At 73.6% G+C, this 14,687-nt stretch carries 12 protein-coding genes; 7 read left to right on the top strand and 5 right to left on the bottom strand.

Annotated elements, in window-relative coordinates; all coding sequences use genetic code 11:
• Positions 1–18: 18 nt before the first annotated feature.
• Together ABTY15_RS04445 and ABTY15_RS04450 are read right to left on the bottom strand one after the other, a co-directional pair.
• Positions 19–1,149, bottom strand: coding sequence for a sensor histidine kinase (locus ABTY15_RS04445; RefSeq protein WP_350575823.1), 1,131 nt, complete (start codon positions 1,147–1,149; stop codon positions 19–21).
• Positions 1,150–1,253: 104 nt separating this feature from the next.
• A complete protein-coding gene (locus tag ABTY15_RS04450; RefSeq protein WP_350575826.1) occupies positions 1,254–1,991 on the bottom strand; it encodes a response regulator transcription factor in 738 nt (245 codons plus the stop codon).
• Between the two features lie 560 nt (positions 1,992–2,551).
• On the opposite strand from ABTY15_RS04450, the gene ABTY15_RS04455 reads away from it, so the two are divergent.
• The 4 genes from ABTY15_RS04455 to ABTY15_RS04470 all read left to right on the top strand — a co-directional run bounded on the left by ABTY15_RS04455 (position 2,552) and on the right by ABTY15_RS04470 (position 7,819).
• Positions 2,552–3,364, top strand: a complete 813-nt coding sequence (locus ABTY15_RS04455) for a rhomboid-like protein (protein WP_350575829.1) — start codon at positions 2,552–2,554, stop codon at positions 3,362–3,364.
• A 172-nt stretch (positions 3,365–3,536) separates the two neighbouring features.
• On the top strand, positions 3,537–5,933 hold the full coding sequence (gene lon, locus ABTY15_RS04460; RefSeq protein ID WP_350575832.1) for an endopeptidase La: 2,397 nt from the start codon (positions 3,537–3,539) through the stop codon (positions 5,931–5,933).
• A gap of 76 nt (positions 5,934–6,009) precedes the next feature.
• On the top strand, positions 6,010–6,579 hold the full coding sequence (locus tag ABTY15_RS04465) for a GtrA family protein (protein ID WP_350575834.1): 570 nt from the start codon (positions 6,010–6,012) through the stop codon (positions 6,577–6,579).
• Positions 6,580–6,601: 22 nt separating this feature from the next.
• Complete coding sequence (locus ABTY15_RS04470) at positions 6,602–7,819, top strand: ROK family transcriptional regulator (protein WP_350575837.1); 1,218 nt, start codon at positions 6,602–6,604, stop codon at positions 7,817–7,819.
• Between the two features lie 28 nt (positions 7,820–7,847).
• On the opposite strand, the gene ABTY15_RS04475 is transcribed toward ABTY15_RS04470, so the two are convergent.
• Positions 7,848–8,885, bottom strand: a complete 1,038-nt coding sequence (locus ABTY15_RS04475) for an ABC transporter permease (protein WP_350575840.1) — start codon at positions 8,883–8,885, stop codon at positions 7,848–7,850.
• 112 nt (positions 8,886–8,997) lie between these two features.
• Here ABTY15_RS04475 and ABTY15_RS04480 point away from each other — a divergent pair, with 112 nt between their 5' ends.
• Positions 8,998–9,447: a MarR family winged helix-turn-helix transcriptional regulator gene (locus ABTY15_RS04480; protein WP_350575843.1), complete on the top strand. Its 450-nt coding sequence runs from the start codon at positions 8,998–9,000 to the stop codon at positions 9,445–9,447.
• A 125-nt stretch (positions 9,448–9,572) separates the two neighbouring features.
• Positions 9,573–11,126, top strand: coding sequence for an MDR family MFS transporter (locus ABTY15_RS04485; protein ID WP_350575846.1), 1,554 nt, complete (start codon positions 9,573–9,575; stop codon positions 11,124–11,126).
• A gap of 76 nt (positions 11,127–11,202) precedes the next feature.
• Here ABTY15_RS04485 and ABTY15_RS04490 read toward each other — a convergent pair whose 3' ends face one another.
• Positions 11,203–11,454 carry a hypothetical protein gene (locus ABTY15_RS04490; RefSeq protein ID WP_350575849.1) on the bottom strand — a complete coding sequence of 84 codons (252 nt, stop codon included), beginning with the start codon at positions 11,452–11,454 and terminating at the stop codon, positions 11,203–11,205.
• Positions 11,455–11,480: 26 nt separating this feature from the next.
• Positions 11,481–12,656, bottom strand: a complete 1,176-nt coding sequence (locus ABTY15_RS04495; protein ID WP_350575860.1) for an inorganic phosphate transporter — start codon at positions 12,654–12,656, stop codon at positions 11,481–11,483.
• 370 nt (positions 12,657–13,026) lie between these two features.
• Between ABTY15_RS04495 and ABTY15_RS04500 the strand changes: the two genes are divergently transcribed.
• Positions 13,027–14,655, top strand: coding sequence for a C40 family peptidase (locus ABTY15_RS04500; RefSeq protein ID WP_350575867.1), 1,629 nt, complete (start codon positions 13,027–13,029; stop codon positions 14,653–14,655).
• The last annotated feature ends 32 nt before the right edge of the window (positions 14,656–14,687 follow it).

Here is a 14,687-nt window from a genome sequence, read left to right on the forward strand (position 1 = left end):
GGCCGCCGGTGCCGGTCGCTAGTCCCGGCCGGGCAGCCGGACCTCGATCCGGCAGCCGCGCGGCGACTCCGCGACGGCGATCCGCCCGCCGTGCAGGTCCACCGCCCAGCGGGCGATGGCCAGGCCCAGGCCGGTGCCGCCGTCCGCGCCCGGCCCGGCGGCGGTCGCGGTGCCGCTGCGGCTGAACCGCTCGAAGACCCGGCCGCGGTCGGCCGGCGGGATGCCCGGGCCCTCGTCCTCGACCTCCAACAGCAGGCCGCCGGGCTCGCCGTCGGGCCTGGCCCGCACGGTGACGGTGCCGCCGGGCGGGGAGTGCTTGCAGGCGTTGTCGACCAGGTTGGCGACCACCTGGTGCAGCCGTTCCGGGTCCGCCACGCCGGTCAGGCCGGCCGGGCTGACCTCCAGGGCCAGCCGGACGTCGCCGCGCCGGGAGAACGCCCCGCCGGCCGTCGCGCCGTCCACGGTGACCCCGCGCAGCACGCCGTCCAGGAACTCGCGCACCTCGAAGGGGCGGGCGTCCAGGTCGACCACGCCGTCGTCGATCTTGGAGAGGTCGAGCAGGTGGGTGACCAGCCGACCGAGCCGCTCGGTCTGTTCCAGCGCCGCCTCCAGCGTCGCCGGATTGGGCTGGACGACGCCGTCGACGACGTTCTCCAGCACGGCGCGCAGCGCGGCGATCGGCGTGCGCAGCTCGTGCGAGACATTGGCGACCAGCTCGCGGCGGTGCCGGTCGGCGGCCTCCAGGTCGGCGGCCATCTGGTTGAAGGTGGCCGCCAGCTCGCCGATCTCGTCGCGCGAGCTCACCTCGACCCGGCGGCTGTAGTCGCCGGAGGCCATCGCGCGGGCGGCGGCCGTCATCTCGCGCAGGGGGGCGGTCAGCCCGTGCGCGAGGAACTGCATGAAGAGCAGGGAGGCGATCATGGAGAACACCATGATGATCCGGATCTGGGTCTCGGACCGGATCGCCACGACCACCATGCCGGTGGCCAGGAAGACGGAGACGATCACCAGGAGGGCGAGCTTGCCCTTGATCGAGCGGACCGGGTCGAGCGGCCGGATGTCGGCCCAGACCCGGCGGGCGGCGCGGGCGGCGAGCGTCTGCGAGCGCGGGCCGTCGGTGTCCCCGTTGCGTTGCTGTGGAAAGGTCATTGGTCCCCTGTGCTCCCCGCGGGTGATCGCCGGCGCGGTGCGCCCGGCGGTTCGGCGACTGCGGACACGGGCCCCCCGGCGGCCCGTTGCCCGAGGTCCGCCGCTTAGGAGAGCGGGGCCTCCAGCGCGTACCCGACACCGTGCACGGTGCGGATCCAGCTCGCGCCGATCTTCCGGCGCAGCGCCTTGACGTGGCTGTCCACGGTGCGGGTGCCGGACGCGTCGGTCCAGTCCCAGACCTCGGCCAGCAGCTGCTCGCGGGTGAGCACCGCGCGCGGCTGGGCGGCCAGGCAGGCGAGCAGGTCGAACTCGGTGGGCGTCAGGTGGACGTCCCCCGAGGCCAGCCGGACCCGGCGCTGCACGTGGTCGATCTCCAGCTCGCCGAAGCGCAGCGAGCCGAGCGCGGGCGTGCGGGCGGCCTGCTGGGCGCGCTCGACGCGGCGCAGCAGCACGTTGACCCGGGCGGCCAGTTCGCGCATCGAGAACGGCTTGGTCATGTAGTCGTCGGCGCCCACGCCGAGACCGACCAGCAGGTCCGTCTCGTCGTCGCGCGCGGTCAGCATCAGCACCGGCACCGGTCGCTGGGCCTGGATCCGGCGGCACACTTCGAGGCCGTCGAAGCCGGGCAGCATGATGTCGAGGACGACCAGGTCGGGCTGCCAGGTGTGGAAGCCGTCGACCGCGCCCGGGCCGTCGTGGGCCACGGCGACCTTGAAGCCCTCCGCGCCCAGCCGGGCCGCGATCGACTCCGCGATCGTGGGCTCGTCCTCCACCACCAGCACTCTGCGCTGGCTGCTCACCGCGCCGCCGGTGTTGCTGCTGTCCTGCTGAATTTCTGTCACGGTCACGCCACCGCCCCCAGGGCTGCGGGCCGGCCACCTGTGGGGATGGCGGGGCTCCGCTCGTAGTCTTGTTCCGTCGTGGACTGTGCCGGGTCCGCCGTCCCGTCGCGCGCGGATCGGAGGACGGACTGTGGGCCGCCCACGTCTCCCGCGCACTCCGCAGCGTACGGACAGTGGATGCCTCCCGGCAGGTGGACCGGACGTTTCCGGCCCGTGGGCCGGCCTGTCAGGCCGCCCTCGGACCCACTCGCGAGTGGGCACGGGCCGATACCTTACCCGGCGATTTTTCCGCGGGTAACGGTACGTATGCAGTCGAGTTGACGCCAAGTCGCCGGTCAGAGGCCTTACTGACGCGTTAATCGGAAGAAGGTCCGGACCAATGGCGGAAATCCGGCCGACCGGTAGGCCGGGGGACTTCACGGGCTTTTCCCAGCTGGCTCTCAGGACTCCGACGTAACGTGGTCACGACAACGCCCCGCCGGGTGGGATTTCCGGCGCGCGCCGGTACGTTGGGCTCCTGGCGAGTAGCCGGTTGCTGTGGGCGTGGAGCGGGAGGCGGCATGGCTGGACTGCGGCGAGGTGCCGGACGGAACGGGTCGCCGCCGGCCGGGCCGCCGTACGGGATGCTCCGGTACGGCCTGCGGGCCGGCGTCGTCGACTGGTTGCTGGAGCGGGTCCCGACGCCTCGGCGCAACCCCTTCACGCTGGGCTATCTCGCCGTGGTCGGCGCGACCACCACCTTTGCCAAACTGGCAGATCCCGATCTCGTCCTGCGTCTGCAGGAGGCCTCCAGTTCCGACGGCCACAATCTTTTGCAGCATCCTTTGCGCGCGCTGGTGCTCAGCGGATTCTGGGTGGCCGGCGAGGTGTGGATGCCGTACCTGTGGGGATTCGCCTTCACCCTGGCGCCGCTGGAGCGCCGGGTCGGGCCGGCCCGGGCGGCGGCCGTCTTCGCGATCGGGCACGTCACCGCCACCCTGCTCTCCCAGGGCGTGGTGATCGCCGCGGTGGAGACCGGGCGGCTGGAGTCCGCGGCGATGGACTACCTGGACATCGGCGTCAGCTACGGCGTGCTGGCCTGCCTGGGCGCGGTGGCCGGGCTGCTCTCCTGGCGCGGGCGGCTGCTGGCGCTGGGCAGCGCCGGGCTGCTGATCGCCGAGCAGATCCTCACCGAGCAGGACGTGGTCACCGCCGTCGGGCACCCGGCCGCGCTGCTCACCGGGGTGGCGCTGTGGCGCTGGCTGCGCCGGGCCGAGCGGCGCCGACCGCGCCCGCGCCGGGTGGCCGTCCCGGCGGCCGGCTCCTCCTCTTCTTCCTCCCCGCCCGCGCCCGCGCCCGCGGCCGGCGGGGCCGGAGTGCCGGCCGCGCACTGAGGGTGGTCGGACCGGCACGGGGCCGGTCCTGGTCGGGTGACTCGTTCGGGTGATTTTGACGGCCCCGCCTGCGGCCTTTCCCGTTCGCTCACAGCGAACAGAACGTCGGGAACATCCGGCGGGCGCCGGGCCTTAGTCAGGTCGACTCAAGTTCGCTGACTGGGGAGAGATCATGGCATCGACGTCCACACCGCTCACCCTGCCCGTCCTGCCGCTCGACGACGAGGTCGTCCTGCCGGGCATGGTCGTCCCGCTGGACCTCAAGGACACCGAGGTGCGCGCCGCGGTGGAGGCGGCTCGCGCCGCGGCCACCGGCGCCGGCAAGCCGCAGGTCCTGCTGGTTCCGCGGGTGGACGGCTCGTACGCGGCGGCCGGCACGCTGGCCACCGTCGAGCAGGTCGGCCGGCTGGCCGACGGGGAGCCGGCCGCGCTGGTGCGCGCCGTGCGCCGGGTCCGGATCGGCGTCGGGACGACCGGCCCCGGCGCCGCCCTCTGGGTGGAGACCACGCCGTTCCGGGAGTCCTCGGTGGGCACCCCGGTGGCCGGCCGGGCCGCCGAGCTGGTCAAGGAGTACAAGGCGCTGTCCACCCAGTGGCTGCGCCGGCGCGGCGCCTGGCAGATCGTCGACCGGGTGGCGCAGATCGAGGGCGTCGGCGAGCTCGCCGACAACATCGGCTACGCGCCCTTCGTCACCGCCGAGCAGAAGCTCAAGGTGCTGCTGGAGGCCGACCAGGTCGCCCGCCTGGAGTACGCGCTGACGCTGCTGCGCGACCACCTCGCCGAGGAGGAGGTCAACGACACCATCCGCAAGGACGTCGAGGAGGGCGTGGCCAAGCAGCAGAAGGAGTTCCTGCTGCGCCGTCAGCTGGAGGCCGTCCGCAAGGAGCTGGCCGAGCTCAACGGCGACCCGGCGGACGAGGAGGGCGACTACCGCGCCCGGGTCGAGGCCGCCGACCTGCCCCAGAAGGTGCGCGAGGCCGCGCTCAAGGAGGTCGACAAGCTCGAACGCGCGTCCGACCAGTCGCCCGAGGGCTCCTGGATCCGCACCTGGCTGGACACCGTCCTGGAGCTGCCCTGGAACGAGCGCACCGAGGACGCGTACGACATCGCCGGCGCCCGCGCGGTGCTGGACGCCGACCACGCCGGCCTGGCCGACGTGAAGGAGCGCATCGTCGAGTACCTCGCCGTGCGCAAGCGCCGGGCCGACCAGGGGCTCGGACTCGTCGGCGGTCGCCGCGGGGGTGCGGTGCTGGCCCTGGTCGGCCCGCCCGGCGTCGGCAAGACCTCGCTCGGCGAGTCGGTGGCCCGCGCCATGGGCCGCAGCTTCGTGCGGGTCGCGCTCGGCGGCGTCCGGGACGAGGCCGAGATCCGCGGCCACCGGCGCACCTACGTCGGCGCGCAGCCCGGCCGGCTGGTGCGGGCGATCAAGGAGGCCGGCTCGATGAACCCGGTCGTCCTGCTCGACGAGATCGACAAGGTCGGCTCCGACTACCGGGGCGACCCGGCCGCCGCGCTGCTGGAGGTGCTGGACCCGGCGCAGAACCACACCTTCCGGGACCACTACCTGGAGGTCGAGCTCGACCTCTCGGACGTCGTTTTCCTCGCCACCGCCAACGTGCTGGAGGCCATCCCCGAGCCGCTGCTCGACCGGATGGAGCTGGTCCGGCTCGACGGCTACACCGAGGACGAGAAGGTCGTCATCGCCCGGGACCACCTGCTCCCGCGCCAGCTGGAGAAGGCCGGGCTCGGCGGCGAGCAGGTCCTGGTCGAGGAGGCGGCGCTGCGCCGGCTGGCCGGGGAGTACACCCGGGAGGCCGGGGTGCGGAACCTGGAGCGCTCGATCGCCCGGGTGCTGCGCAAGGTGGCCGCCCAGACCGAGCTGGGCGAGCGCGAGCTGCCGGTCGCGATCGGCGCCGGCGACCTGCGGGCCCTGATCGGCCGGCCGCACCACGTGCCGGAGTCCGCCCAGGAGCCGGCCGAGCGGCGCACCGCCGTCCCCGGGGTGGCCACCGGGCTCGCCGTGACCGGAGCCGGCGGCGACGTCCTCTACATCGAGGCCTCGCTCGCCGACGCCGAGACCGGCGGCACCGGGCTGACCCTGACCGGCCAGCTGGGTGACGTGATGAAGGAGTCCGCGCACATCGCGCTCTCCTTCCTGCGCTCGCGCGGCGCCGAGCTGGAGCTGCCGGTCACCTCGCTGCGCGACCGCGGCGTGCACCTGCACGTCCCGGCCGGGGCCGTCCCCAAGGACGGGCCGAGCGCCGGCATCACCATGACCACGGCGCTGGCCTCGCTGCTCTCCGGCCGCAAGGTGCGCACCGACGTGGCGATGACCGGCGAGGTGTCGCTGACCGGGCGGGTGCTGCCGATCGGCGGGGTGAAGCAGAAGCTGCTCGCCGCCGACCGGGCCGGGGTCAGCACGGTGATCATCCCCAAGCGCAACGAGGCCGACCTGGACGACGTCCCGGCCGAGGTGCTGGACCGGCTCACCGTTCACCCGGTGTCGGACGTCCGGGAGGTGCTGGAGCTGGCCCTGGAGCCGGCCGAGGTACTCGTCGCCGCGGCCTGACGCCGGGCCTGACGCCGGGCCGGGTGCCGACGGAGCAATCGGTGGGCGGGCGGCATCCCCGTGCGAGACTGCGAGGATGCCGTCCCCCACGCAGCGCGTCCTGGCCCGGGTGCCGGCCCGGCTGCGCCCGTTCCTGGTGCGGCACCGCCGGCTGGTGAAGTTCCTGGTGGTCGGCGGCGTCTGCTTCGTGCTCACGCTGGTGATCGACATCGAGCTGAAGTTCACCGTCCTGGAGCACAAGCCGGTGGTCGCGCTGACCGTCGCCACGCTGATCGCCACCGCGGTCTCCTACGTGCTGAACCGGCAGTGGTCCTTCCGGGCCGGCGGGCGGCAGCGGGAGGTGCTGCTGTTCCTGCTGGTCAGCGCGGCCGCCATCGTGGTCAACGACCTGCCGCTGGTGGTCTCGCGGTACGTCCTGGAGCTGCGCGAGCCGCACGTGGGCCCGTTCGTGCAGGAGGCGGCGGACTTCGTCAGCGGGATGGTCGTCGGGACCTTCGTCGCCATGCTGTTCCGGTACTGGGCGATGCGGCGCTGGGTCTTCACCCGCCCGGCCCGGCCGATCGCCGCCGATCCCGCCCGGCCGAGGACGCAACCGCCCCCGGAACCCGGTTACGCTGCACACGAGGTGCCACAGGACACGCCGTAGCGAGCGGAGCGGGGTGACCGGGATGCGCGAGCCGGACGGCGTCCGGACCGGGCCCGCCAGCCAGCAGGGGATGCGCCGGGCCAACCTGGCCCTGGTGCTCGACGCGATCGCCCGCGCCCCGCGCTCCCGCGCCGAGGTGGCCGCCGAGACCGGGCTCACCCGGGCGGCGGTCTCCTCGCTCGCCGAGCGGCTGATCGCCGACGGCCTGGTCGTCGAGGAGGGCCCGACCACCTCCAGCGGCAAGGTCGGCCGCCCCGGCACCGCGCTCGGCCTCAACCCGTCCGGGCCCGGCGGCCTCGGCGCCGAGATCGGCGTGGAACACCTCGGGGCCTGCGTGGTCGACCTGCGCGGGGAGGTCCGGGTCCGGCACCGCCAGGAGATCCGCAACCGGGGCCGCGAGCCCGCCGCCGTCATGCTCGACCTCGCCGACCTGCTGCGCGGGGCCGTCGCCGAGTCGGGGCTGCGTCCGGCCGGGCTGACGCTGGCCGTCCCCGGGCTGGTCGGCGCCTCCGGCGGGGTGCTCCAGCGGGCCGCCAACCTCGGCTGGGAGGACGTCCCGCTCGCCGCCGCGCTGCGCCCGGCGCTGCGGGCGGTCGGTTCGCCGGAGCTGGCCGAGCTGCCGGTGGAGGCCGACAACGAGGCCAATCTGGGCGGGCTCGCCGAACTCTGGCTGGGCGGCGGCCCGGAGCACTTCCTCTACGTCTCCGCCGAGGCCGGGGTCGGCTCGGCGATCGTGGTCGGCGGCCGACTGCTGCGCGGGGCGCGCGGCTACGCGGGCGAGTTCGGCCACGTCCCGGTCCGCCCGGACGGCCCGCTCTGCGCGTGCGGCGCGCACGGCTGCCTGGAGCAGTACGCGGGCGAGACGGCGGTGCTGCGGGCGGCCGGCCTCGCGGACGTCCGGGGCGACTGGGTGGCGCTGCTCGCCGAGCGCGCCGGGGCCGGCGAGCAGGCGGTGCTCGCGGCGCTGGCCGGAGCCGGCTCGGCGCTGGGCATCGCGGCCGCCGGCGCGGTCAACCTGCTGGACCCGGCCGAGGTGGTGCTGGGCGGCGGCTACGCGCGGCTGGAGCCCTGGCTGCTGCCCGCGATGCGGGCCGAGCTGGCGGCCCGGGTGACCGTCCGGCCCTGGGCGGACGAGCGGCTGAGGGTCTCCCGGCTCGGCCGGCGCGGGCCGCTGCTGGGCGCGGCCGTCGGCGTGGTGCGTGCCGTGCTCGCCGACCCGGGCCGGCTGGGGGCCGCCTGAACCGGTCACCCCCGCCGGCCCGGTGCGGTCAGGCCTGCTCGACCAGCTCGCGGCCGCCGGAGCGGGGGCCGCGCAGGACGGCCAGGAAGGTGACGGCGACGCCGAGCGCCGCCCACACCAGGAGCACCAGGATCGGCTGCGCCAGGTTGGTGGAGTCGAAGTAGGCGATCGACTTGGCCGCGCTGGTGCCGGCGCCGTTGGGGATCCAGGAGCCGATCGCCCGCCAGAACGGCGGCATCATCGGCGGCGGGTAGACCCCGCCCGCGCTCGGGTTGCCCAGGACGACGAAGATCAGCACCGCGATGCCGATGCCGACGATGTCGAACATGCACTGCAGCGCCATGGTGAACGCGCCGACCGTGAACACCACCAGGGCGCCCACCGCGGACAGGGCCAGGATCGAGCCCGGCAGCGCGTCCAGCACCGGCCCGGCGATCAGCGTGCCGCCGAGGCCGGCCGCGATCGAGTACAGCGCCAGCACGCCGAGCCGGATCAGCGCCCGGTGCGCGTTGGCGGGCTTGGACCCGGCGGAGATGCCGAGGATCGAGGCGACCAGGTAGCCGCCGACGCACCAGCCGATCACCAGGTAGAAGGCGGACAGGCCGTTGGTGTCGCCCTTGGCGAGCGGGACCACGTCCTCGACCTTGACCGTCCGGCCCTGGCTCTTCTCCAGGGCGGTGGTGATGGTCTCGGCGGCCTTGGCGGCGGACGGGCCGCGGGCGCCGCCGACCAGCAGGGTGTCCTCGGTCCCGGCCGGGTTCACCACCAGCGCGGCGTAGATCTTCTGGTCCTCGATCCGCTGGGTGGCGGTCGCGGCGTCCGGCGCGGTGACGGCCTTGACGGCGTCGTCCGGCACCGACTCCAGGGCCTGCACCAGCTTGGGGGAGACCTGCGGCGGGGCGACCACCGCGATCGACAGGTTGTGCGGCGTCGGGTGGTGCAGCGCCCCGATGTACGAGGTGATGAATCCGAGCTGAAGCAGCAGCACCGCGATCACCAGCAGTGCCGCGCGCGGCGTGACCGCTCCCTTCAGTTCGGCGACGAATCCCTGCCCCGGGGCGGCCATCGACATCTCCTTGTCTATCGGCGGAAAACGGATACTTCATACCATGAAGTAGTTGGCCCGCGGCACCCCGCGTGCCGCCTTCCGGCCATGGCGGCTGCGGGATACTGGCGCGGTGAGTGACGAGGAAGCCCTGCTGGCGGTGGAGCGCGAGGTCGCGCTGATGTTCCGGCGGGGCCGGGCCCGGGTGGCGGAGCTGTCCCGCCGGGTGCACCCGGAGCTGGAGGGCATGGCGTACAGCATGCTCGGCTACATCGAGCAGGCCGGGCGGGTGCGGGTGACGGACGTCGGCGTGCACTTCGCGGTGGGCAAGGCCACGGTGAGCCGGCAGATCCGGGCGCTGGAGCAGCTGGGCCTGGTGGCCCGGGAGGCGGACCCGCTGGACCGTCGGGCCGCGTTCGTCTCGCTGACCGCGGACGGGCGGCGGCGCTACCTGGTGGCCCGGGACGCCCGGATGGCGCGGGTGCGCGAGCTGATGGGCAGCTGGCCGGCGGAGGACGTGACCCGCTTCGCCGAGCTGCTGCACCGCTTCAACGACGTGTTCGGGGACTCGACCGGGAACTGAGCCGGCGGCCGGCCGGGCGGACTTTACTTGGGCTTGAAGAAAGTTGCCCTAAGCAACCATCTGGGCCTATGGTTGCTTAAGGCAACTTTCCTGTCTCCGCACCCATCCCCGCCGAAGGGATCCGGATGTCCGTCACCACCCCCGCCGCGACCGGAGCCGCCGCCGCCGTCGACGACCGACCGATGACCCATCGGCAGGTGATGGAGGCGCTCTCCGGCCTGCTGCTCGGCCTGTTCGTGGCCGTGCTCTCCTCGACCGTCGTCTCCAACGCGCTGCCGCACATCCTCACCGACCTGCACGGCGGCCAGTCCGCCTACACCTGGGTGATCACCGCGGCCCTGCTCACCCTCACCGCCTCCACCCCGATCTGGGGCAAGCTCTCCGACCTCGCCAGCAAGAAGCTGCTGCTCCAGATCGCCCTGGTGATGTACATCGTCTCCTCGGCGCTGGCCGGCCTCGCGCAGAACACCGGCGAGCTGATCGCCTGCCGCGGCCTCCAGGGCATCGGCGCGGGCGGCGTCGTGGCGCTGGGCCAGATCTGCCTGGCCGCGATGGTCCCGCCGCGCGAACGCGGTCGGTACAGCGGCTACTTCGGCGCGGTCTTCGCCCTGGCCACCATCGGCGGCCCGCTGATCGGCGGCGTCATCGTGGACACCTCCTGGCTGGGCTGGCGCTGGTGCTTCTACGTCGGCATCCCGTTCGCGATCGCCGCGATCCTGGTGGTCCAGCGCACCCTGAAGCTGCCGGTGGTCAAGCGCCCGGTGAAGATCGACTACCTGGGCGCGCTGGTCATCACCGGCGCCGTCAGCCTGCTGATGATCTGGATCACGCTGGCCGGGAAGAACTACGACTGGGTCTCCTGGCAGACCTTCGCGATGGTCGGCGGCGGGCTGCTGCTGGGCGCGCTCGCCGTGGTGATCGAACGCCGCGCGGCCGAGCCGGTCATCCCGCCGGACCTCTTCCGGTACCGCACCGTCACCCTGGCCGCGCTGGCCAGCGTGCTGGTCGGCGTCGGGATGTACGGCGCGACCACCTTCCTCAGCCAGTACTTCCAGCTGGCCCGCGCCAAGTCCCCGACCATGGCCGGGCTGATGACCCTGCCGATGATCCTCGGTCTGGCGCTCTCCTCCACCGTGGCCGGCCGGCTGATCACCAAGTACGGCCGGTGGAAGGCCTACCTGGTCGCCGGCACGCTGCTGCTGGCGGTCGGCTTCGGCCTGCTCGGCACCGCCCGCGCCGACACCGACTACACCCTGCTCTCGGTCTACATGGCGATCACCGGCATCGGCCTGGGCCTGACCATGCAGAACCTCGTCCTCGCGGTGCAGAACACCGTGCCGCGGCACGAGCTCGGCGCGGCCAGCTCGGTGGTCACCTTCTTCCGCACCATGGGCGGCGCGATGGGCGTCTCCGCGCTCGGGGCGCTGATGAACACCAAGGTGACCCACTACCTGACCGAGAACCTCGCCGCCGCGCACGTCCCGGCCGGCCACGCGGTGGGCGGCGGCGGAATCCCGGACCTGCACAAGCTGCCGGCGCCGGTGGTGCCGCTGGTGACCGACGCGTTCGGCCACGGCGTCGGCACGGTGTTCCTTTACGCCGCGCCGTTCGCGCTGCTGGCCTTCGTGACCGTGCTGTTCATCCGGGAGACCGCGCTGAAGACCAGCCAGGAGGGCTGAGCGGCAGTATCCGGAAACACGCGAACGGGCCGGGAGTGACCATTCACTCCCGGCCCGTTCGCGTTGTTCCGGCGGGTCAGTGCCCGGCGATCAGGCTCAGTCCGTAGAGGACGGCCGCGCCGCAGACCGCGAAGCAGGCGTAGGCGCCGGCCAGGGCCAGCTTCCCGCCGCCGGCGGCGGCCTGGGCGGCCTCGCCCTCGCGGGCGCTCAGCGCGGCCTCGCGGCGGGACAGCGCCAGGATGCCGAGCGCGAAGACGGCGACCACGCCGACGGTGATGCCGAAGCTGACACCGGCCGTCTGGGCCAGGGCGTTCCACTTGATGTGCATGGTGTGTGCTCCTCAGCCGGCGGCGCTCAGGCCGCGACCGTGGTCGAGGCGGGGGTGGGGGCGTTCGCGGGGGTGACGGCGGCGGGGACCTCGACCGCGGTGACCTCGTTGACGTTGTCCGCGCTGACCGGCTGGCGGCGGGAGATCACCCACATCGCGCCCGAGCCGGTCACCAGGGCGACACCGACCAGGACGACGCCCCAGGTGCCCTGCTCGGCCAGCAGGGCCGCGGCGCCGGAGACCAGGGCGGCGGCCGGCAGGGTCAGGCCCCAGGTGTAGACCATGCGGCGGACCAGGCTCCAGCGCAGCTCGCCCTTCGGGCCGCCGAGGCCGGCGCCCATGATGCCGCCGGAGCAGACCTGGGTGGTGGAGAGGCCGAAGCCCATGTGCGAGGAGGTCAGGATGACGGTCGCGGCGGCCGACTCGGAGGCGAAGCCCTGCGGCGCCTGGATGTCCGCCAGGCCCTTGCCCATCGAGCGGATGATCCGCCAGCCGCCCATGTAGGTGCCGAGCGCGATCGCGGCACCCGCGGAGACGATCACCCAGGTGGGGGGCAGCGCGCCCTTGGGCAGGGCGCCGACCGAGACCAGGGTGAGGGTGATGATGCCCATCGTCTTCTGGGCGTCGTTGGTGCCGTGCGCGAGCGAGATCAGCGAGGAGGAGAACACCTGGCCGGTCTTGAAGCCCTTGGTGGTGCTCGCCTGGTCGCCCTTGCGGGTGATCGCGTAGGCGAGCTTGGTGGCGCCCCAGGAGGCCAGGCCGGCGACCAGCGGGGAGGCGACCGCCGGGATCAGGATCTTGGTGACCACGGTGTCGAAGTTGACGCCGTTCATGCCGACACCCACGACGGTGGCGCCGATCAGGCCGCCGTACAGCGCGTGCGAGGAGCTGGACGGCAGGCCGCGCAGCCAGGTCAGCAGGTTCCACAGGATCGCGCCGACCAACGCGGCGAAGATGATCTCCGGGTGGATGCCGGTCTTCTCGTTGACGATGCCGCCGGAGATGGTGGTGGCGACCTTCACGGACAGGAACGCGCCCGCGAAGTTGAGGACGGCCGCGATGGTGACCGCGACCTTCGGCCGGAGGGCTCCCGTCGCGATGGAGGTGGCCATCGCGTTGGCGGTGTCGTGGAACCCGTTGGTGAAGTCGAAGGCGAGCGCCGTGATGATCACAACGGCCACCAGGAACGAGATGTGTTCCATACCCAAACAATCGTCGTAGTTGTCGCACGGACGTTGGTGTCGTTCGCGACCGTAGGCAGGTTTGGTAAACGGAAGGTGAACTGAGCCGGGACTCGTGGTTCCGATGGTGTCCTGACGATGGCCGTAAGCTTTCGCAGGAGTGTCTCACGACCCGCTGAGCTGGGCATTGGCGAAGAACGTCCGGGTTCGCTCCGGTTTGCTGAGACCTGTCTCACAGATCAATGGAGAATTAACCTCCCGGTCCGGGCGCGCTCTGTTTCCGGCGGGTAACCCGTGGGAGGATCGGCGGGATCCGGGGAGCCCGGGGACAGGGCAGGGCGGGGAGGACCAACCCATGGGCGGGGCTGCACAGCGCACGGAATCGGCAGGCGTGAGGCCGTGGGTGCGGGCGGCGCTGCGCTGCGGAGCCGTCCTCGCGGCCGCCGCGCTCGCACTTCCGCTCGCCACCCAGGCCGCGTACGCCGCCCCCGACCCGGGGACGCCGGTCGTCGCCGCCAGCCCCGGTGAGGACCCGCTGGCCGCCGCCAAGGCCACCCTCGGCCCGCTGCTGGACAAGCTGCACGCGCTCTACCAGGGCGCCGAGGCCGCCACCGAGCAGTACAACGGCGCGGTCGCCAAGGTCGCCGAGCAGCAGGCCGCGATCGTCGACCTCCAGGGCCGGCTGGACCGCCAGCAGAAGCAGGTCGACGCCGGCACCGACATCGCCTCCCAGCTCGCCGCCGCCCAGTACCGCAACGGCTCGGCCTCCGCGTACGCCGAACTGCTGCTCTCCAAGGACCCGTACGAGGCGGTCACCATCGCCGAGCTGCTCGCCGCGGCCAGCCGCTCGCAGTCCGAGTTCCTGGACCGGCTGAAGCGGGACCGGGACGAGCTCGCCGGGCTGAAGAAGCAGACCGAGGAGGCGCTCAGGACCTCCCAGACGCTGGTCGCCCAGCAGGACGCCGCCAAGGCCAAGGTCGCCGCCGACCTCGCCGCCGTCGAACAGCTGGTCGCCTCGCTCACCGGCGCCCAGCGTGCCGAGCTGGAGAAGCTGGAGAAGGCCAAGGCCGACGAGGCCCAGCTCGCCTTCCTCGCCTCCGGCGCCCTCGGCAAGGGCGAGCGCACCCCCTCGGTGGCCGGCCGCGCCGCGGTCGCCTTCGCCCTCGCCCAGCTGGGCAAGCCGTACCTGTGGGGCGGCACCGGCCCGGAGGCCTACGACTGCTCCGGCCTCACCTCGCAGGCCTGGCAGCACGCCGGGCGGCCGATCCCGCGCACCAGCCAGGAGCAGTGGGCCCAGCTCCCGCACATCCCGCTGAACCAGCTCCGCCCGGGCGACCTGATCATCTACTTCGAGGGCGCCACCCACGTCGCGATGTACATCGGCGGCGGGCTGATCGTCCAGGCACCCCGGCCGGGCGCCTACATCAAGGTGTCGTCGATCGGCTCGATGCCGATCCTCGGGGCCGTCCGGCCCGACCCGTCCGGCGCGGCGGACGAGGCCGGCGGCGCCTGGAAGGTCCCCGACCTGCCGGCCGGCTGGGACGCCGTCACGCCGATCGCCCCCAGCCCGGTCACCCCGGTGGCGACGACCCCCGCCCCCGGCACGCCGGTCACCCCGGGCACCCCCTCGACCGCCCCGGGCACGCCGACCAGCACGCCGACCGGCACCGGTACCCCGACCGGGACCGGCACCCCGACCGACCCGGGGACGCCGACCGGCACGCCGACCGGCACGCCCACGGGGACGCCGACCGGCACGCCGACCGGCACGCCCACGGGGACGCCGACCGGGACGCCCACCGGCACTCCGACCGGCACCCCCACCGGGACGCCGACCGGCACCCCGACCGGCACGCCCACGGGGACGCCGACCGGGACGCCCACCGGCACCCCGACCGGGACGGGCACGCCGAGCTCGACCGGCACCGCCACCAGCACCGGCACCGCCACCAGCACCGGCTCGGCGACCGCCTCGGCTCCGGGCAGCGCCACCGCGACGCTCCCGCTCGGCCTGCACTGACCTTCGAAGAACGGCCGAGGCCGCCCGGCGCC

It is taken from the genome of Kitasatospora sp. NPDC097643 (assembly GCF_040302625.1).
Lineage (GTDB): Bacteria > Actinomycetota > Actinomycetes > Streptomycetales > Streptomycetaceae > Kitasatospora.

Bases quoted from the DNA above. Each gene is read 5' to 3' on its own strand.
- ABTY15_RS04445 (WP_350575823.1), bottom strand. From the start codon at position 1,149: ATGACCTTTCCACAGCAACGCAACGGGGACACCGACGGCCCGCGCTCG.
- ABTY15_RS04455 (WP_350575829.1), top strand. From the start codon at position 2,552: ATGGCTGGACTGCGGCGAGGTGCCGGACGGAACGGGTCGCCGCCGGCC.
- lon (WP_350575832.1), top strand. From the start codon at position 3,537: ATGGCATCGACGTCCACACCGCTCACCCTGCCCGTCCTGCCGCTCGAC.
- ABTY15_RS04465 (WP_350575834.1), top strand. From the start codon at position 6,010: ATGCCGTCCCCCACGCAGCGCGTCCTGGCCCGGGTGCCGGCCCGGCTG.
- ABTY15_RS04470 (WP_350575837.1), top strand. From the start codon at position 6,602: ATGCGCGAGCCGGACGGCGTCCGGACCGGGCCCGCCAGCCAGCAGGGG.
- ABTY15_RS04475 (WP_350575840.1), bottom strand. From the start codon at position 8,885: ATGGCCGCCCCGGGGCAGGGATTCGTCGCCGAACTGAAGGGAGCGGTC.
- ABTY15_RS04485 (WP_350575846.1), top strand. From the start codon at position 9,573: ATGTCCGTCACCACCCCCGCCGCGACCGGAGCCGCCGCCGCCGTCGAC.
- ABTY15_RS04490 (WP_350575849.1), bottom strand. From the start codon at position 11,454: ATGCACATCAAGTGGAACGCCCTGGCCCAGACGGCCGGTGTCAGCTTC.
- ABTY15_RS04495 (WP_350575860.1), bottom strand. From the start codon at position 12,656: ATGGAACACATCTCGTTCCTGGTGGCCGTTGTGATCATCACGGCGCTC.